Source organism: Enterococcus sp. 12F9_DIV0723 (assembly GCF_002174375.1).
GTDB classification, from domain to species: Bacteria; Bacillota; Bacilli; order Lactobacillales; family Enterococcaceae; genus Enterococcus_A; species Enterococcus_A gilvus.
The window spans coordinates 2,101,551-2,120,521 of sequence record NZ_NIBK01000001.1 but is presented as its reverse complement, the minus strand read 5'-3'; the positions used below and the strand labels follow the sequence as shown (position 1 = coordinate 2,120,521).

Sequence of the window (18,971 nt, the reverse complement as noted above, 5' to 3'; positions counted from 1 at the left end):
CCTTTTGTCTAAAAATCGTGAATTATTTGAAAATTTACTACGACAAATTGAATTGGCAGAGTCGGATCAGCAACACCCAATGATCCAAGCGTCAGAGATCAAGGAAGTGATCGTTCACGAAAAGTCTCGTGTGTGGGAGTTTTTCATCCAGACACCGCAAATTCTACCAGCAAAGCTATTTTATACGTTCTATCAAAAGCTGCAACTTGCCTTTCAATCTATAGCGAAAGTGAAAGTACATATTGTTCCGGAAGAGAATCAGTTTGAAGAGGAACTGTTGCAGAATTATTGGCAATTGGCCTTAGGAGAACAGGATTGCGATACCCCGCTAGTGAAGCAGGTATTAAGCAAGCCCTTGCCGTTGATCCAAGGAAAACGGATCGTTTTATTGATAGATAACGAAACCGTTATTCCATTTTTGAGACAGCAATATCTGCCATTAATTGAAGAAAATCTAGTCTCTTATGGATTCCCACATCTGCGGGTAGATCCAGAAGTAGATAAAGAACAGGCAGATAAGAAGTTACAGGAATTTGAAGTACGAAAACAAGAGCAGGCCCAAGCCATGCAAGAACAAGCGGCAGCCAGCTTAGCGCAATATGAATCAAAGAAAAAAGAACAGAAGGAACAAGCCGCTCATTTTGACGGTCCGATCCAAATGGGGCGCAACATTCCCTCAGACGAAGCAATTACACCAATGGGCAACATTATTGAAGAAGAACGACGCATTACTATTGAAGGGTTTATTTTCGATAAAGAAGTTCGTGAATTACGCTCAAAACGTAAAATCTTGATTTTGAAAATGACAGACTACACCTCTTCTTTTGTGGTGAAAAAATTCTCTAATGGTGAGAAAGACGAGGCGATCTTTGAGGCAATCGCTAATAAGAGCTGGATTCGTGTTCGAGGAAGTGTGCAAGAGGACACGTTTATGCGAGACCTTGTTATGAATGCGCAGGATATCCAGGAAGTGAAGCATCCTGAACGTCAAGATACAGCGACTGAAAAACGATCAGAATTGCATTTGCATACCAATATGAGCACCATGGATGCCATCAACAGCGCCAGCGATTTAGTCGCTCAAGCAGGAAAATGGGGACATCGAGCAATCGCCATCACCGATCATGGCGGCGCACAGTCGTTCCCGGATGCCCATGCGGCAGGAAAAAAAGCAGGCGTAAAGATTCTTTACGGCGTGGAAGCAAATGTCGTATCTGACGGTGTTCCGATTGCTTATAATGATGCACATGAATCGTTAACGGATGCCACCTATGTCGTATTCGACGTAGAAACCACCGGGTTGTCTGCCGTCTACGATACGATCATCGAGTTAGCCGCAGTTAAAATGCACAAAGGAAATGTCGTTGAGACCTTTGAGGAATTCATTGATCCAGGACATCCGTTGTCAGAAACGACCATCAACTTGACGGGGATCACGGACGAAATGGTTCGAGGATCTAAGCCAGAAAAAGAAGTCATGGAATTGTTTGAAAAATTCTGTGAGGGCGCGATTTTAGTCGCCCATAACGCAACCTTCGATATCGGCTTTATCAACACGACGTATGTTCGCCATGATATGCCGGAAACACCAAATCCAGTTATTGACACGTTAGAGCTGGCACGTTTCTTATATCCTGAATTTAAGCGTTTCGGTTTAGGGGTTCTAACAAAGAAATTTGGTGTGAATCTGGAGCAACATCACCGAGCAGTGTATGATGCGGAGGCGACAGGCCATTTAGCATGGATCTTTGTCAAAGAAGCGATTGAAAAGCATGAGATGACTTATCATGATCAATTGAATGACCATGTTGGTGAAGGCGATTCTTACAAACGCGCCCGCCCTTTCCATGCGACGATCTTGGCAAAAAATCAAGCAGGATTGAAAGACCTATTCAAATTGATCTCTATGTCCAACATTGAATATTTTGAACGGGTACCGCGAATTCCACGCTCTCAATTAAATAAATTACGAGAAAATTTATTGATAGGGTCTGCTTGTTCGCAAGGTGAGATCTTTGAAGCAATGATGCAAAAGGGAGTCGAAGAGGCGAAGAATCGCGCGGCGTTCTACGATTATATTGAAGTTATGCCCAAAGCAGTTTATGCACCGTTGATTGAACAAGAACTGGTGAAAAATGAAGCGGACTTAGAAGATATCTTGCGGAATTTGATCCAAATCGGAAAAGATCTTAATAAGACGGTCGTGGCAACAGGGGATGTCCATTACTTGAATAAAGAAGATGCGATCTATCGGAAAATCTTGATTAGTTCGATGGGGGGCGCAAACCCGCTGAATCGTCATAGCTTACCGGATGTCCATTTCCGAACGACGGATGAAATGCTGCAGGCGTTTAGTTTCTTAGGTCCTCAATTAGCTAAAGAAATCGTCGTTGATGGACCCAACGCGATCGTAGACACCTGCGAAGAGATTGTTCCAGTTAAGGACGATCTATATACACCGAAGATCCCTGGTTCGGAAGAAGAAATCAAAAAATTAAGTTATGACCGTGCGCGGGAATTGTACGGTGATCCGTTGCCAGAGATCATTGAAAAGCGGTTGGAAAAAGAATTGACTTCAATCATTGGGAACGGGTTCTCGGTTATCTATTTGATCGCTCAAAAATTGGTTCATAAGAGTAATGCGGATGGGTACTTAGTTGGTTCTCGTGGTTCCGTGGGCTCTAGTTTTGTGGCTACCATGACAGGGATCACTGAGGTGAATCCTTTGCCGCCTCATTATTATTGCCCTGAATGCCAATACTCTGAATTCTTTGAGGATGGTTCTTACGGGTCTGGCTTCGATATGCCTGAAAAGGCGTGTCCGAAGTGTGGCGCGCGCTTGAATAAGGATGGCCATGATATTCCTTTTGAAACATTCTTAGGTTTCCATGGAGATAAAGTTCCCGATATTGATTTGAACTTCTCTGGTGATTATCAACCTGAGGCCCATAACTACACGAAAGTTCTGTTTGGGGAAGAGTATGTGTATCGTGCAGGTACGATCGGTACGGTCGCTGATAAAACAGCCTTTGGATTTGTTAAAGGGTATGAACGAGATCACAATTTGCATTTTCGGAATGCGGAGGTTGATCGGTTGGCAAAGGGCGCTACAGGCGTCAAACGTACGACAGGTCAGCATCCGGGCGGCATCATCGTAATTCCGGATTATATGGATGTGTATGATTTTACACCGATCCAATACCCGGCGGATGATCGGAATTCAGAATGGAAGACGACACACTTTGACTTCCACTCGATCCATGACAATGTATTGAAGCTTGATATCCTGGGCCACGATGACCCAACGGTTATTCGGATGCTGCAAGAATTATCAGGTATTGATCCGAAAACGATCCCGACAGACGATCCTGAAGTAATGAAGATTTTTGCCGGCCCGCAAGTCTTGGGTGTTGAATCTGATCAGATTTACTCTAAAACTGGGACACTAGGTATTCCTGAGTTTGGAACACGTTTCGTTCGGGGAATGTTAGAAGAAACGGGACCAACGACGTTTGCTGAGTTATTGCAGATTTCTGGATTGTCTCATGGTACGGACGTATGGTTAGGAAACGCTGAAGAATTGATCAGCCGCGGCGAAGCCAACTTGGCAGAAGTTATCGGCTGTCGTGACGATATCATGGTTTATTTAATCCATGCAGGACTTGATAGCGGAATGGCCTTCAAGATCATGGAAACAGTGCGTAAAGGGCAATGGAATAAAATTGACGACGAACTTCGTGAGACCTATCTGACAGCGATGAAAGAGAACAATGTGCCGGACTGGTACATTGATTCCTGTTCGAAGATCAAGTATATGTTCCCGAAAGCCCATGCGGCCGCCTACGTACTGATGGCGCTGCGGGTGGCTTATTTCAAAGTCTATTATCCGATCCTTTATTATTGTGCATATTTTTCTGTTCGTGCGGACGATTTCGATCTCGTTGCGATGGCAAAAGGGAAAGATGCAGTCAAAGCGGCGATGAAAGCTATCACTGACAAAGGAATGGATGCGTCAACGAAAGAAAAGAACCAATTGACTGTCTTGGAATTATGCAACGAGATGCTGGAGCGGGACTTCCACTTTGGCATGATCGACCTGTATAAATCAGACGCTCAAGATTTTGTCATTGACGGGGATACCTTGATCGCACCGTTCCGTGCTGTGCCTGGTCTTGGTCTGAACGTGGCAAAACAAATCGTTGAAGCTCGTAAGGATGGCATTTTCCTCTCTAAAGAAGATTTAGCCTCGCGCGGGAAGGTATCCAAAACATTGATCGAATACATGGATACTCATGGTGTATTGAAAGATTTGCCTGATGAGAATCAGCTTTCATTGTTCGATATGTAAAGAAAAAGATAAATTCAACCTTTGAATGAAAGAAAATTCCAGCGTGAAAATGATGCGGTTGAATTTTCAGTAGATTTATGCTACTATAACAATGTAATCATAGACTGATGGTGAGTGAGCGGATTTTTCGCTCACTCTTTTTAATGGATTAAAGGAGGCTGACAGTTTGAGCAGTGTAGTCGAAACAGTGACTGACTTAGTAACACCAATTTTGGATGAACAAAACTTCGAACTAGTCGAAGTAGAGTTTATTAAAGAAGGAAAAAGCTGGTTTTTAAGAGTATTTATTGATAAAGAGGGCGGTATTGACATTGAAGAATGTGCCTTCGTCAGTGAAAAACTCAGCGATAAATTAGATTCGATCGATCCTGATCCAATCCCTCAAGCTTATTTTTTAGAGGTTTCTTCGCCAGGGGCCGAACGTCCATTGAAAAAAGAAGAAGATTACCAAAACGCGATGGGGCAATACATCAATGTTTCCCTTTATCAAAACATTGATGGAGAAAAGCAGTATCAAGGCTTTTTGAAGGAATTGACTGAAGATGAATTGACATTGACAGTGAAAATTAAAACGCGCACCAAAGACATGGTCTTTGAGCGGAAAAATATCGCGAAAGCCCGTTTTGCGATCGAATTTTAATTAATAAAATGGTATGCGTACGAGATTCTCTGGAATTTTTACGTTAGAAAAATCCATACGTTATTAACGAGCTAGCCTTTATATTTAGTAAGCGAACTAAATAATATGTATAGCGAATTTTAAGAATAGATATATTAGTAGGAGGAAAGTTAAAATGAGTAAAGAAATGCTGAATGCGTTGGATACTCTAGAAGCAGAAAAAGGTGTTTCGAAGGAAATCGTGATCGACGCGTTGGAAGCAGCATTAGTATCTGCTTACAAACGTCATTATGGTCAATCTCAAAACGTTGAAGTGGAATTCAACGAAAAAAAGGGAGACATTCATGTTTACGCCGTGAAAGAAGTTACGGAAGAAGTAATGGATTCACAATTGGAAGTTTCACTGAAAGATGCGATGGAAATCAACCCAGCGTATGAAATCGGTGATACGATCCGTTTTGAAGTAACACCCAAAGACTTCGGTCGAATTGCTGCTCAAACAGCCAAGCAAGTAATCTTGCAACGTGTTCGTGAAGCAGAACGCAGCATTATCTATAACGAGTACAGCGCCTATGAAAAAGATATCATGCAAGGTGTAGTAGAACGTCAAGACAATCGTTACATCTATGTGAATTTAGGGAAGATCGAAGCTGTTCTTTCAAAGCAAGATCAAATGCCGAATGAACATTACAAACCACATGACCGTATCAAAGTGTATGTTTCTCGTGTAGAAAATACATCAAAAGGACCACAAGTTTTTGTAAGCCGTAGTCATCCAGATTTACTGCGTCGTTTATTTGAACAAGAGATTCCTGAAGTTTATGATGGAATCGTGGAGATCGTCAGCATCGCACGCGAAGCTGGAGATCGTGCAAAAGTGGCTGTTCGTTCTACAGACCCTAACATTGATCCAGTCGGAACCTGTGTTGGGCCAAAAGGACAACGTGTTCAAGCTATTGTAAATGAATTAAAAGGCGAGAATATGGATATTGTTGAATGGAACGAAGACCCAGCGGTATTTATCGCAAACTCTTTAAATCCAGCACAAGTTGAAGATGTCATCTTTGATATCGACAATCCAAAAGTTTGTACCGTCGTAGTTCCGGATTACCAATTGTCATTGGCTATCGGTAAGCGCGGTCAGAATGCGCGTCTTGCTGCTAAGTTGACCGCTCATAAGATTGATATCAAATCTGAATCGGACATGGAAGAATTTTATGCAAACTATGACGAAACAGAAGTAGAAGAAATCGTAACTGAGGTAGAAGAAATCACTTCTGAAGTGGAAGCAATCGAAACGGAAGTAGAAGACATCGAATCAGAAGCGGAAGTTACAGTCGATGAGATGATCGAAGACGAAGAAAATATCTCTTCCGATCAAACGGACCAATAATTCATTAGGAGGACAGCAAATGAAAAAAAGAAAAGTTCCTTTGCGAAAATCGGTTGTATCCGGTGAAATGTTCCCCAAAAAAGAATTGATTCGTATCGCCAAGTCCAAAGAAGGAGAAGTTTCGATTGATCCTTCCGGCAAAAAACCGGGACGAGGTGCCTACGTTGCGTTAGAACCGACGGAAGTCGAGGAAGCGTGGAAAAAGCACATCTTAGATCGGACATTGGGAACCGAATTGAGTGATGATTTTTATCAAGAATTGCTTGATTATGTGAAACACCAAAAAGCCAGAAAAGAGCTCTTCGGCAATGAATAAACAGAAGGCCTTGAACATGTTAGGCCTTGCAATGCGTGCAGGCAAACTGATCACAGGAGAAGAAATGACAATCAATGAGATCCGGAAACACAAAGTGGCTCTCGTGATTGTTACCACTGATGCGAGTGAAAATACTCAAAAGAAAGTATCAGATAAAAGTAAGTACTATCAAGCGGCATATGTTGTCGAATTTACGCAAGGAGAGATTTTAGGTGCGATTGGCAAACCTCGCAAAGTTATCGGGGTTTTAGACCAAGGGTTCGCCAACAAAATTATGACGTTAATAACAGGTTAGGAAGGTGATTGCATGGGAAAAAAAAGAGTATACGAATTTGCCAAAGAAGTGAATCAATCGAGTAAGGATGTTGTAGAAAAGGCACAAACTTTAGGGATTGATGTGAATAATCATATGGGTTCATTATCCGGGGATGATGAATCAAAATTGAAACAAGCTTTTTCTAGCAAGCCGAAACCAACTACTCAAGCAAAACCATCAGCTAACCAGCACGAAAAACCAAAATTCCATGGAAAGAGCTCGAAGAACAACCCAAATTTCCAGAATAGAAAAGGGAATAAAGACTTGACACAAAATAATAGACAGAACAACTCAGCGAACGTAAACCGTTCAAACCAAGGACAACAACGTCCAACTCAAAGCAATACAAACAATGCGCAGCGTCAAAACCAAGGCCAACGTCCGGCACAAGGTAGTGCGAACAATGCACAACGCCAAAACCAAGGCCAACGTCCGGCACAAGGTAGTGCAAACAATGCACAACGCCAAAACCAAGGCCAACGTCCGGCACAAGGTAATGCGAACAATGCACAACGCCAAAACCAAGGCCAACGTCCGGCGCAAGGCAGTGCAAATAATGCACAACGCCAAAATCAAGGTCAACGTCCGGCACAAGGCAGCGCAAACAACGCACAACGCCAAAATCAAGGCCAACGTCCAGCACAAGGTAGTGCAAACAATGCACAACGCCAACGTCCGGCACAAGGCAGTGCAAATAATGCGCAACGTCAAAATCAAGGCCAACGTCCGGCACAAGGCAGCAATCAAGGCCAAGGACAAGCGCAACGTTCAAACCAAGGCGGATCAGGATCAACTCAAAGCAACAACCAAAACCGCAATAAAAATAACTATGGTAACCAAAACCGCAACAACAGTTTTGGCGGCAATCAAAACCGTAATAAAAACAGATTCAACAAAAAAGGAAAAAAAGGCAAACAGCAACAAAGCAACAAACCTGCTGTACCGCCACGTAAATTCCGTGAATTGCCAGAAGTATTGGAATATACAGAAGGCATGAACGTAGCGGATATCGCTAAAAAAATCTATCGCGAACCAGCTGAGATCATCAAGAAATTATTCATGATGGGTGTGATGGTCAACCAAAACCAACCATTGGATAAAGATACGATCGAACTGTTAGCTACTGATTACGGGATTGAACCCCAAGAAAAAATCACGATTGATATTGCGGATATTGACCGTTTCTTTGATGCGGAAGACGCAAACGAAGAAAATCTAGTTTCTCGTCCACCAGTAGTTACGATCATGGGGCACGTTGACCATGGTAAAACGACGTTGCTTGATACATTACGTCATTCACGCGTAACAAGCGGCGAAGCAGGCGGTATCACGCAGCATATCGGAGCGTACCAAATCGATATTAACGGAAAACCGATCACATTCTTGGATACACCAGGGCATGCGGCGTTTACAAGTATGCGTGCTCGTGGAGCGAGTATCACCGATATCACGATCTTAGTCGTTGCGGCTGATGATGGTGTGATGCCGCAAACGATCGAAGCGATCAACCACGCGAAAGCGGCGAAAGTGCCGATCATCGTAGCGGTAAACAAGATCGATAAACCAGGTGCGAACCCACAACACGTGATGCAAGAATTAAGCGAATATGAATTGATTCCTGAAGCATGGGGCGGCGATACGATCTTTGTTGAGATCTCAGCGAAGTTCAACCAAAACATCGATGAACTATTAGAAATGATTCTGTTAGTTGCTGAAGTGGAAGATTTGAAAGCTGATCCGACACAACACGGAATCGGAACAGTTATCGAAGCTCGTCTAGATAAAGGTAAAGGACCCGTTGCAACGCTATTGGTTCAACAAGGGACGATGAACGTCGGAGACCCAATCGTTGTCGGGAACACGTATGGTCGTGTTCGTGTGATGACAAATGATATTGGTCGTCGTGAAAAATCTGCAGGACCTGCGACACCAGTGGAAATCACTGGGTTGAACGATGTTCCGCAGGCAGGCGATCGTTTTGCGATCTTCGATGACGAAAAAACAGCTCGTGCTGCAGGGGAAGAGCGTGCGAAACGTGCATTGCTTGAACATCGCAGTGCCAGTGCCCGCGTCACCTTAGACAACTTGTTTGAATCCCTTAAAGAAGGCGAATTGAAAGAAGTTAATGTCATCATCAAAGCAGACGTTCAAGGTTCGGCTGAAGCATTAGCGGCATCATTGAACAAAATCGATGTTGAAGGCGTACGTGTGAAGATCGTCCATTCTGCTGTTGGTGCCATCAACGAAAGTGATGTTACCTTAGCTGCAGCAAGTAACGCGATCATCATTGGATTTAACGTTCGTCCGACACCGCAAGCAAAACAACAAGCAACTGCTGAAGAAGTAGATATTCGATTACACCGGATCATTTATAAAGCAATCGAAGAAATCGAAACAGCGATGAAAGGGATGCTTGATCCTGAATACGAAGAAAAAATCACTGGTCAAATGACCGTTCGTGAAACGTACAAAGTTTCTAAAGTCGGAACCATTGCTGGTTGTTACGTTACTGAAGGCTCGATCCAACGGGACAGCGGCGTCCGTATCATCCGTGACGGTATCGTTATCCTTGAAGGCAAACTTGCAAGTCTGAAACGTTTCAAAGATGACGTGAAGGAAGTCAAGATGGGCTTTGAATGTGGTGCGATGATCGAAAACTTCAACGACGTCAAAGTGGACGATGTTATTGAAGGCTTTGTAATGGAAGAAATCAAACCAAAATAATCTCTGTTTTCTGCTAGCTTGCGTTACCTAGCAGAGCGGAAAAACTAACAAAACGAACAAAGGAGCAATCGATATGCCAAATTATCGCGATCGTCGTCTCGCTCAAGAAATTCTGAAAGAAGTCAACGACGTCTTACGGAAGAAAGTTCGTGATCCGCGGGTCCAAGACGTGAACATCACCGATGTTCACGTCACTGGAGACTTGCAGCAAGCGACGATTTATTACAGTTTATTGTCTGATAAAGCATCAGATAAAGAAAAAGCGCAAGAAGGATTGACGAAAGCAAGCGGCTTGTTCCGTCGTGAATTGGGCCATGCTTTGTCTATCTATAAGACACCGGAATTGTTTTTTGAATTGGACGAATCCGTTGAATACGGTTCTAAAATTGATCAAATGATCCGCAACTTAAATAAAGAATAAATTTGTTAGAACCTGGAAAATTTTTTCGGGTTCTTTTTTGCAATATTGAGTAAATCCTGTTACAGTGTATGATGTTTGTTAGTAATCCTTTTGCTGGATATTGTCAAGGAGGCAAAGTCTAAAATGACTACAGAGTTTGAAGAACGGATGAAGGCTCTTCATAAGGAGTTTGAAAATTTAAGTCCGGAAGAGCGTAAAGCCGTGAAACAAAAAATTAAACGAATCAGTGTTTTGACTTCACGCAAGTTGGAACGAATGAAGCATGAATTGTTACGTATGGAAACGAAACGGGCCCAGCTTTCATTAGATGGTGAATCGAAAGAATTAACGGAGCTTGAGGACCGTATTATCAATAAAAAAAGAGAGTTTTTAAAATTATTATTCAAGGCAAAAGAGAATTGTTCCAAGAGGTGAGTGAATGGGCTTAATTGAGATCATCATCATTTTAGCCATTGCCATAACCTTATCGAATGTTTTAGCAAAAGTTTTTCCGTCTTTTCCGATGTTTATGATTCAGATCATTGTTGGGATCATTCTTGGCTTCACCGAAGTCGGCAATTCCATCAACTTTGAACCAGAAGTATTTTTAGTAATGATCATCGCGCCGCTGTTGTTTCGTGAAGGCGAGACGGCAGATATCCCATCGATCTTGAAGCATTTCAAATTGATCTTGGTTCTTGCGTTTGGCGGCGTGATTTTCACGTTGTTTGGTCTAGGCTATGTGTTGCACGGGATTATTCCTACGATCCCTCTCGCCGCCTGTTTAGCGTTTGGGGCGTCGTTAGGACCAACAGATGCTGTTGCAGTCAATTCTCTGGCTAAGCGTCTAAACATCCCTGAATCGGTCATGCACGTCTTGGAGGGCGAGGGTCTGATCAATGATGCGACGGGTGTAACGGCCTTTCAGTTTGCCGTGGCGGCGTTGCTGACAGGCCAGTTTTCTGCCGCGGATGCGTCGATTTCCTTATTGGAATCGAGTATTGTCGGCGTGCTGGTTGGATTAATGATTATTTGGATCAAAAATGAAATCATCAAGATCATTGAACGAATTTCGGCCCAGGATGTCTCAGCGTATTTATTGATTGAATTGATTTTGCCCTTTGCGGCGTATTTCATTGCAGAGCTGTTTCACGCTTCAGGGATCATCGCAGCGGTCGTGACAGGCGTACTTCAGGCCACGGGATTCCGTCGGGTCAATTTATTCGAAGCGCAGTTGTCCAATGTAACAGAAATTTCATGGAACACCATCAGCTTCATGCTGAATGCATTAGTATTTATCTTTTTAGGAATTGAGCTGTCACAAGTATTTTCACCTGTGTGGAATAGCAGAAATTATTCGAATTTCCATCTTTTGGAAATCGTATTGATGCTGACAGTACTTCTCTTTGTTCTTCGTTTCTTATTTGTCAGCAGTTTTTATTTCTTTACACAAGGCTGGAAGAAAAGTCATGAGCAGTTAAGAGATCGATTATTACTGACTTTTGGCGGAGTAAAAGGGACCGTCAGCATTGCGACGATTTTTATTTTACCAACGTCTATCAACGGCATGGATTTTCCTGAACGTTCATTGCTGCTATTCATTACGGCAAGTGTGACGTTTTTGACCTTGATCATCGGCATGATCTTGTTGCCGATCCTCTCTGAAGGGGAGGTCGTTCCTCCTACCGATCCAAAATTAATGTTGATTCTTCGAGAAGTCACCAGTGAGCTATATGGCGACTTAGATACGAAAAAGCTTAGTGAGAAAGAACGCTTTGCTTTGTTGGCCGTTATTGCGAATTATCAAGGACGGATTCAGCAAGTCTTCAATAATTCAATGCCCGAAAGTGCGCAGCAAGAATTTCAGGAGATTCAAGCGTTGATCATTTCCGTCGAACGGGATGGGTTGGATGAAAGCTTTAGAAGGCATCAAATCGATTCGGGTGCCTATCGTCTGTATTCTCGTTTTATCTCGAATGTTTCGGAATCTGTGACCACTCAAATGCTGTCTCTGCTTAGTTTTTGGTTGATTTTTGTGCGGCGGATCATCCGCGTGATCATGCATCCGAAAATGTTTTGGGAACGGCGTCAAAAGCGGAAAGAAACTGTGGACAACCAGGATATTTCCTCATTGAGAAAAATATTTATTCGCAATAGTGAAGCAATATTAGACAGTTTGGAAAACTTGAGAGATGTGTACGACGAAGAATTGATTGATTTCTTCGTTGATGAGCGAAAAAATTTGATGCATCAGGTGAGCGGACATGGGTTGTTCGGAACGTATTTGATCCAACAGGACCCGTTGTACGCGAAGGAACTGATCCGCGGGTTTTACTTGGAAAGAAAGATCATTGATGAATTCGAGGCGGAGGATGAGATCACCAATATCGCGGCGAATAATTACCGCCATCAAGTGAATCAGTTGGAGTCTTATGCGATGCAGCAGCCCTCAGAACCAAGTATTACTTTTGCGATCAATCGTCGACGACAAAAGAAAAAAGCAAAAGAGAAGCATTATTAAGCTCAACCGTCATTTAGCGATGACGGTTTTTTTGCGTTTCAAATGAAAAGCAAATCCTGTTTTTCCTTTTCAAATGTAAAGTTATCGGGTCGAATACCTTTCATTTGGAAAGGAGTTAGAGAAAATCCTTTTCATTTGTAAAAGCAGATAAGCTGTTCAAATGTCTTTGTGAAGTGTTTTTCTCGCAGCAGGTCTTTATGGGTAGAAAACCTGTTTGCTGCGGTCACGACTTGCCAATTCTGAGATCAGCTATGCTATAATGGGAACGTTGATTATAGAAGGAAATGAGGAAACAGCGATGGACGGTATTTTACCGTTATGGAAAGAGCGCGGTATGACGAGTCATGACTGTGTCTTTAAATTAAGAAAAATCTTACAAACAAAAAAAGTCGGTCACGGAGGAACATTAGATCCTGACGTGGATGGTGTCCTGCCGATCTGTATTGGAAAAGGAACGAAGGTAATTGAATACCTGCAAGACAGCGGAAAGATTTATGAGGGAGAAATTACTCTAGGCTTTTCCACTACTACGGAGGATCGCAGTGGCGAAATCGTAGAGAAAAAAGCGGTAGAGGCTCCGTTGACCGCTGAGGAAATCGATCAAATGATGGCGACTTTTATCGGTACCATCACACAAATACCGCCAATGTATTCTGCCGTCAAAGTTAATGGGAAACGCTTGTACGAGTATGCTCGCGCAGGCGAAGCTGTAGAGCGTCCAACACGTGAAGCAGTCATCGACCAGTTTCAGCGAACGACCACGCCAGTATACGATGCCGAGAACCACACGCAAAGCTGGCGCTTCCAAGTGACCTGTGGAAAAGGGACCTACGTGCGGACTCTGGCTGTCGATCTTGGTTCAAATCTTGGATACCCGGCACATATGTCTGACCTGACTCGGCTAGCGAGCGGCGGATTTTCAGCAGGACAGGCAGTCACATTGGCAAAAGTCAGTGAACTGATGGAAGAGGGACGCATCGATCAGGCCTTGCAGCCGATCGAAGAGGCGATGAAAGACTTTCCAAGAATTGACTTGAGCGACGAGGCGTGGCAAAAAGTGAAAAACGGGCAGGTCTTGCCTTTAAAAGCATTCGGCTTAAAAAGCATGCCCGATGAGCTGATCGCTTTTTTCTATCGAAATCAATTAGTTAGTTTATATAAACAGCATCCAGAAAAAGCAGGGCTTTTAAAGCCAAGTAAAGTGATTCGAAATGAGGTATAGCACATGGAAATCGTAAAGCTGCGTCATCCGTATAAACCAGAAGAAATTCCCGCGGGAGACTGCGTATTGGTACTGGGTTTTTTTGATGGCGTGCATAAAGGACATCAAGAAGTCATCAATAGAGGAAAACAAATCGCGCAGGAGAGACAATTGAAGCTTGCTGTAATGACCTTCAACCAGCATCCTGCGGTCGTATTTCAGCAGGTTCAAAGCAAGCCGATCCAATATCTTTCTACATTGAAGCAAAAGGAAAAGCGGATGGCGAAATTAGGCGTGGACGTATTGTATGAGGTAGCCTTCACCTCGTCATTTGCAGCTTTGAAGCCGCAAGCATTTGTGGATCAATACATTGTAGGGCTCCACGCGAAAGTAGCTGTTTCAGGATTTGATTATAATTTTGGGAAAGATCAAACAGCGGATGCTAAAAACTTGCCTAAATATGCGAAGGATCGGTTTGATTCTATTATTGTGGCTAAAAAAACCGAAGAAAATGAATCAGAAAAAATCAGCTCTTCGCGGATTCGACGCTTGCTTTCTGAAGGGCGTCTAGATGAAGCGAATCATTTATTGGGCTACGTGTATGAAACGACAGGAACGGTGATACACGGAGAAGCACGCGGCAGAACGTTAGGCTATCCTACAGCGAATATCCAGGTTCCAGAGGATGTGAAGCTGCCAAAGGAAGGCGTCTACGTGAACCAGATCAAAGTCGGCGACCAGTGGTATCCGGCAATGGGGTCTATCGGACACAACGATACCTTCGGGACCAACCGGATGCTGACAGTTGAGATCAATATTTTGGATTTTAACGAAGATATTTACGGGGAAAAGGTCGTTGTTCGCTGGTACCATATGCTGCGGGGACAAGTGGCCTTTGAATCAGCAGAAGGTCTGATTCGTCAGTTGGAGCAAGATGAACAAGCGACCAGAGACTATTTTGAACATTGAGCAGGGAGTCAACTGTAAAGTATTTTTGACTAGCACTTACTATATGTAAAGCCAAACACCTTTTTACTTTTCAAATGGAAAGTAAAAGGGCGTTTGGCTTTTTATTTGGAAAATCAGACTCTTTTGACCTCTGGGTATCCTGAAGACGAGAGAATTTGATATCATAAAGTAAAAAGGAGTGTTTCGATGGAAAATCGGTGGTATATCCGCGCGTATCAGAAAGCGGATGAGGAGGCGCTGTTCTCAATGATGAAAAGAGAGACCGATTGGGAGGCGTATTGCTTTGGCGAGGGAAGAAAAAAGTATACACGGGCGTTGCAGACTTCTTTGACCTATCTTCTTTTTGAGGAAGAAAAACTTTGCGGCTATGCACGGTGTCGGGAGGATGATGGGTTCGGCGTGTATGTTTATGATCTGCTGGTTGATGCCTCCTGCCGAGGGAAACACTTTGGGCGCTATTTAATGGAGCAAGTGTGCAAAGAGTATCCAGAGCAGACGGTCTATGTCATGAGCGATGTCGATCCGTATTATGAAAAGCAAGGCTATCAAAAAGAAGGAACGATCTTTATAGTTACCCCCCGTGGATAATTTTTTTACGCCTCTATCCCTAAAGCCTATGCCGCAACAATAAAATTCATTGAAGCAAACGGGTATGAGATCGCAGGTCCTGTTCGAGAAAATTATATTGATGGCATTTGGAACAAAGACAGTGAGTCTGAATGGCTGACAGAAGTTCAGATTCCTGTAAAGAAAATCGACTAGATAAATCACTTTTTTCATTATATTTACAAATGCGATGGCGATGAACAATTGTTTGTCGCCATTTTTCATGGTAATATGGCCTTGCTTATAACGTTTTATAACACAAAAGGAGGAGAGTAAAAAATGGCAAAGGATCGTTTTGTAAAGGTTTATTCTCAAGGAAAATTGGATGCACTCACAATTTTTGTTGATCGGGAGACAGGTGTGAATTACCTATTCAATAAGGTGGGGTACGCTGGTGGTTTAACGCCCTTGCTAGATCAAGAGGGCAAGCCAGTAATCACTGCAATCAATGAAGTAGAAAAGCAATAGAGAGCACTGGGGAACAAGCCCGGGCGTCATTCTTATGCTAGACTTTTAATAGAAAGATAAAACGGTCGGTCATGACAAGGAACCTGAATAAGAATGTCTCTTCAAGGTTTCCTAATTTGTATGGAAACAAGATCACTTAAATCTTGAGTCATTTTTTGATAGGAAGAGAGCCATTGGATATGTGCCGGTACTTGAAATCTTTTTATGACAAGGAGGAATGAAGATGCACGCTTGGGAAGCTATTCAAAAATCAGTGGATCATATTGAAGACCATATCAAAGAAGACGTAACGATCGAAGAATTGGCAAAAGTGTCTTATTTATCGATGTATTATTTTCAAAAATTGTTTAACCGCTTAGTCGGAAAAACGGTACATGAATACATCAAGGCACGAAGAGTCGCAAAGGCAAAACCGCTCTTAAAGGAAACGAATAGGCGAATTGCTGATATTGCTCTTGAGTATGGGTTCAATAGTCACGAGACATTTACGCGAGCCTTCAAAGAGCTGTACGGGGTAACACCTGAAGCCTATCGTAAGAATAAACTGTTACTAACGGACTTTTTGAAGCCGGATCTCTCGATTCATTATACAGTGGTCGATGAACATGTTCCGCTGATGGTGGATGACATGGTATTGGAAATCACGCAACGGCAGATCGATGAACAGGAATACTACACAGGGGTATCGAAGCAAGTCGATTCGAAAGAGATGACTCAGGTGGGTGTCAATACGCTGATCGAATTATGGGATGCCTTTCACGAGAAAAAGGCATCAATCCCCAACTTAGTTTCAGAGGGCGTAGAGATTGATTATTTTACCTCCGATACTACACCCGGGAAGGTTCGGTATTTTGTGGGCGGCAGATCGGATAGTAGCAGGATCGATGCCTTCCATTTACTTAGTATAGAGCCGGGCACTTATTATGTATGTGCTTTCGAAGCCGAAAACTTTAAATATTTAGTAGAAGATGCGCTGTATAAGGCAAACCGATATTTCTTTGATACATGGCTCAAAAAACAGGGGATCGAGATGGAGGACATGGAGCCTTTCTTGATTCAAAAATATATAAATGTGACGGATGAACCAAAAATCGAAATCTGGATCAAACCGACAAAAACATCAGTAAAGGACTAACAAAAACCTTCGGATCTTTTTAATGATCCGAAGGTTTTATTGTCTTTTTTCTTTGCTTAATGAGACGGATTGTTCCTTTTGAAGGATATAACCCCAGAAGATCCCCGTTAATTGCGTGATCAAAAAAAGAGCGATCAGCGGGATTGCGGTCGTGAAGGGCGATGAGGAATGGTAAAGGCTGATCAGGGGGCTCTTAAAAAGAATCAAGCCACAGCTCAATAGAATATTGATGATATTGCCGAAAATCAATAGCATAAGCTGCTGTGTTAGTTTTGCATAAAAGCCGACCGCTACTGTGAGCAATAAGAACAAAAAGATTCCTACGATTGAATCAAATAAATAATCTATAGCCAATGACAAATGGGTGTAAGGAATCAGGTAAAACAAAAAGGGTAGGCGCATAACGAGTTTCTTTTGCATCACATCCAGCCTCCATAAAACTCTTAGTATGGTTATTTTATGACTGATAAATGGTCAATTCAATGAAGAATCGGAAATTAGCATAAATTATGAAAGTTATTTTATGTGGCTATCAATAAACCGTTACCTGTTTAGAAGAGAACTCTCGCCTTTATTAAATGAATCCTTTTCTTCGCAGACGGAATGAAGAATCCCTCCCGTATCCAGACCGCAAATAGAACAAACGATTAGAGTTGAAAAGAGCTTCCCCTTTGGCAGTACGGGAAAAGAGTGAAGAAATATTTTTTCTTTACTATCTGAGTGATTGTGATAATATGATTAGAAATGGAGGGGTTATATGAATAAATTGCAAGATCGATTTAACAAAAATGTGTATGAAATTGCCGTCTCTTTGATTCGTCAATTTGATGAGAAAGTGTCGGGAATTCCGAATATGCTGAAGCTCACACTGGGAGAACCGGATTTCAACACCCCTGAGCATGTAAAAGAAGCAGGGCAGCAAGCGATTAAAGACAATTTCAGTCATTATACCGGGATGTCCGGGTTGATCGATGTTCGGGAAGCAGCGAGCCGCTTCATGTCTGAAAAATATGCGGTTCATTACGAACCAACAACAGAAGTTCTAGTAACGGTGGGAGCGACAGAAGCATTATCTGCTAGTCTGCTGTCGATTTTAGAAGCCGGCGACAAAGTATTGCTGCCTGCACCCACTTACCCTGGCTACGAGCCGCTGATTCTATTAGCAGGGGCAGAACCTGTCTATATTGACACGCGGGAAACCGGATTTGTTCTCACACCGGAGCAGATCGATCGGGCGATGGAGGAGCACGGCGACAAAGTCAAGGCCATCATCATTACGTCACCATCCAATCCTACGGGGGTTGCGTACAATGAAGCAGAAGTATCTGCACTGAGCGAAACATTGAAAAAATATCCGATTTTTGTCATCAGTGATGAAATCTATAGTGAATTGAATTACGAAGCAGCACACGTTTCATTTGGGAAATACTTGCGGGACCAAACGATTTTGATCAATGGTCTTTCAAAATCACACGCCATGACTGGCTGGAGAATTGGCTTTATCTTCGCTCCGGCAGAGCTGGTTGAGCAGATCATCAAAGTTCATCAATATTTAGTTACGGCCGCTTCGACGATCTCGCAAAAAGCAGCCGTCCGAGCCCTAGTTCAAGGGATCTCAGATGCTGAAGTGATGAGAGAAGAGTACCGTGAACGCCGTGATTTTGTTTATCAAGCTATGACGAAATTAGGCTTTGAGGTCGCTCGTCCTTCGGGTGCCTTCTATATCTTTGCCAAGATTCCTGCGGGACAGCAACAGGATTCCATGGCGTTTTGCGTAGAACTAGCAGAAAAAAATCAACTTGCGATCATTCCAGGGATTGCTTTTGGACCAGAGGGCGAGGGCTATGTCCGAATCAGTTATGCCGCTTCAATGGAAACCTTGGTGGAGGCCATGAATCGCTTAGCTGCCTATATCGAAAAATAAAAAGAACGATCAAATCTGAAAAAGATTTGAT

17 protein-coding genes are annotated in these 18,971 nt (G+C 42.9%); 16 read left to right on the top strand and 1 reads right to left on the bottom strand.

Features of this window, described 5'->3' with window-relative positions; all coding sequences use genetic code 11:
- Positions 1–4: 4 nt before the first annotated feature.
- The 15 genes from A5868_RS10050 to A5868_RS09985 all read left to right on the top strand — a co-directional run bounded on the left by A5868_RS10050 (position 5) and on the right by A5868_RS09985 (position 17,016).
- Positions 5–4,348 (top strand): PolC-type DNA polymerase III, encoded by a 4,344-nt coding sequence (locus A5868_RS10050; RefSeq protein ID WP_010780366.1) that lies wholly within the window; start codon positions 5–7, stop codon positions 4,346–4,348.
- A 166-nt stretch (positions 4,349–4,514) separates the two neighbouring features.
- Entirely contained in the window at positions 4,515–4,988 is a 474-nt protein-coding gene (rimP, locus tag A5868_RS10045) for a ribosome maturation factor RimP (protein ID WP_010780367.1), read from the top strand.
- Between the two features lie 154 nt (positions 4,989–5,142).
- The gene (gene nusA, locus A5868_RS10040; protein WP_086303582.1) at positions 5,143–6,360 is read left to right on the top strand and encodes a transcription termination factor NusA; all 1,218 of its coding nucleotides are present in this window, start codon (positions 5,143–5,145) and stop codon (positions 6,358–6,360) included.
- A gap of 19 nt (positions 6,361–6,379) precedes the next feature.
- On the top strand, positions 6,380–6,676 hold the full coding sequence (gene rnpM / locus A5868_RS10035; RefSeq protein WP_086303583.1) for an RNase P modulator RnpM: 297 nt from the start codon (positions 6,380–6,382) through the stop codon (positions 6,674–6,676).
- Positions 6,669–6,971, top strand: a complete 303-nt coding sequence (locus A5868_RS10030) for a L7Ae/L30e/S12e/Gadd45 family ribosomal protein (protein ID WP_044926207.1) — start codon at positions 6,669–6,671, stop codon at positions 6,969–6,971. The genes rnpM and A5868_RS10030 overlap by 8 nt, the downstream gene beginning before the upstream one ends.
- 12 nt (positions 6,972–6,983) lie before the next feature.
- Positions 6,984–9,716 carry a translation initiation factor IF-2 gene (gene infB, locus A5868_RS10025; protein WP_086303584.1) on the top strand — a complete coding sequence of 911 codons (2,733 nt, stop codon included), beginning with the start codon at positions 6,984–6,986 and terminating at the stop codon, positions 9,714–9,716.
- Between the two features lie 73 nt (positions 9,717–9,789).
- Positions 9,790–10,137, top strand: a complete 348-nt coding sequence (rbfA, locus tag A5868_RS10020; protein WP_010780372.1) for a 30S ribosome-binding factor RbfA — start codon at positions 9,790–9,792, stop codon at positions 10,135–10,137.
- 123 nt (positions 10,138–10,260) lie between these two features.
- Positions 10,261–10,551, top strand: a complete 291-nt coding sequence (locus tag A5868_RS10015; protein ID WP_010780373.1) for a hypothetical protein — start codon at positions 10,261–10,263, stop codon at positions 10,549–10,551.
- Positions 10,552–10,555: 4 nt separating this feature from the next.
- Positions 10,556–12,637 carry a cation:proton antiporter gene (locus A5868_RS10010; RefSeq protein ID WP_086303585.1) on the top strand — a complete coding sequence of 694 codons (2,082 nt, stop codon included), beginning with the start codon at positions 10,556–10,558 and terminating at the stop codon, positions 12,635–12,637.
- 298 nt (positions 12,638–12,935) lie between these two features.
- Positions 12,936–13,859, top strand: a complete 924-nt coding sequence (truB, locus tag A5868_RS10005; RefSeq protein WP_086303586.1) for a tRNA pseudouridine(55) synthase TruB — start codon at positions 12,936–12,938, stop codon at positions 13,857–13,859.
- A gap of 3 nt (positions 13,860–13,862) precedes the next feature.
- On the top strand, positions 13,863–14,807 hold the full coding sequence (ribF, locus tag A5868_RS10000) for a riboflavin biosynthesis protein RibF (RefSeq protein ID WP_086303587.1): 945 nt from the start codon (positions 13,863–13,865) through the stop codon (positions 14,805–14,807).
- A 186-nt stretch (positions 14,808–14,993) separates the two neighbouring features.
- On the top strand, positions 14,994–15,395 hold the full coding sequence (locus tag A5868_RS09995) for a GNAT family N-acetyltransferase (RefSeq protein ID WP_086303588.1): 402 nt from the start codon (positions 14,994–14,996) through the stop codon (positions 15,393–15,395).
- Between the two features lie 15 nt (positions 15,396–15,410).
- On the top strand, positions 15,411–15,569 hold the full coding sequence (locus tag A5868_RS19535; RefSeq protein WP_371191118.1) for a GyrI-like domain-containing protein: 159 nt from the start codon (positions 15,411–15,413) through the stop codon (positions 15,567–15,569).
- 123 nt (positions 15,570–15,692) lie between these two features.
- Positions 15,693–15,881 carry a DUF6440 family protein gene (locus A5868_RS09990; RefSeq protein ID WP_010780378.1) on the top strand — a complete coding sequence of 63 codons (189 nt, stop codon included), beginning with the start codon at positions 15,693–15,695 and terminating at the stop codon, positions 15,879–15,881.
- 223 nt (positions 15,882–16,104) lie between these two features.
- Positions 16,105–17,016 carry a helix-turn-helix domain-containing protein gene (locus tag A5868_RS09985; RefSeq protein ID WP_086303589.1) on the top strand — a complete coding sequence of 304 codons (912 nt, stop codon included), beginning with the start codon at positions 16,105–16,107 and terminating at the stop codon, positions 17,014–17,016.
- A gap of 36 nt (positions 17,017–17,052) precedes the next feature.
- On the opposite strand, the gene A5868_RS09980 is transcribed toward A5868_RS09985, so the two are convergent.
- A complete protein-coding gene (locus tag A5868_RS09980) occupies positions 17,053–17,436 on the bottom strand; it encodes a hypothetical protein (RefSeq protein WP_086303590.1) in 384 nt (127 codons plus the stop codon).
- A gap of 337 nt (positions 17,437–17,773) precedes the next feature.
- On the opposite strand from A5868_RS09980, the gene A5868_RS09975 reads away from it, so the two are divergent.
- On the top strand, positions 17,774–18,940 hold the full coding sequence (locus A5868_RS09975; protein ID WP_086303591.1) for a pyridoxal phosphate-dependent aminotransferase: 1,167 nt from the start codon (positions 17,774–17,776) through the stop codon (positions 18,938–18,940).
- The last annotated feature ends 31 nt before the right edge of the window (positions 18,941–18,971 follow it).

Excerpts from the sequence above, each read along its gene's own strand:
- A5868_RS09975 (WP_086303591.1), top strand. The coding sequence starts at position 17,774 with ATGAATAAATTGCAAGATCGATTTAACAAAAATGTGTATGAAATTGCC.
- A5868_RS10030 (WP_044926207.1), top strand. The coding sequence starts at position 6,669 with ATGAATAAACAGAAGGCCTTGAACATGTTAGGCCTTGCAATGCGTGCA.
- A5868_RS09995 (WP_086303588.1), top strand. The coding sequence starts at position 14,994 with ATGGAAAATCGGTGGTATATCCGCGCGTATCAGAAAGCGGATGAGGAG.
- rbfA (WP_010780372.1), top strand. The coding sequence starts at position 9,790 with ATGCCAAATTATCGCGATCGTCGTCTCGCTCAAGAAATTCTGAAAGAA.
- truB (WP_086303586.1), top strand. The coding sequence starts at position 12,936 with ATGGACGGTATTTTACCGTTATGGAAAGAGCGCGGTATGACGAGTCAT.
- infB (WP_086303584.1), top strand. The coding sequence starts at position 6,984 with ATGGGAAAAAAAAGAGTATACGAATTTGCCAAAGAAGTGAATCAATCG.
- A5868_RS09990 (WP_010780378.1), top strand. The coding sequence starts at position 15,693 with ATGGCAAAGGATCGTTTTGTAAAGGTTTATTCTCAAGGAAAATTGGAT.
- A5868_RS09980 (WP_086303590.1), bottom strand. The coding sequence starts at position 17,436 with ATGCAAAAGAAACTCGTTATGCGCCTACCCTTTTTGTTTTACCTGATT.
- ribF (WP_086303587.1), top strand. The coding sequence starts at position 13,863 with ATGGAAATCGTAAAGCTGCGTCATCCGTATAAACCAGAAGAAATTCCC.
- A5868_RS10010 (WP_086303585.1), top strand. The coding sequence starts at position 10,556 with ATGGGCTTAATTGAGATCATCATCATTTTAGCCATTGCCATAACCTTA.
- nusA (WP_086303582.1), top strand. The coding sequence starts at position 5,143 with ATGAGTAAAGAAATGCTGAATGCGTTGGATACTCTAGAAGCAGAAAAA.
- A5868_RS09985 (WP_086303589.1), top strand. The coding sequence starts at position 16,105 with ATGCACGCTTGGGAAGCTATTCAAAAATCAGTGGATCATATTGAAGAC.
- A5868_RS10015 (WP_010780373.1), top strand. The coding sequence starts at position 10,261 with ATGACTACAGAGTTTGAAGAACGGATGAAGGCTCTTCATAAGGAGTTT.
- rnpM (WP_086303583.1), top strand. The coding sequence starts at position 6,380 with ATGAAAAAAAGAAAAGTTCCTTTGCGAAAATCGGTTGTATCCGGTGAA.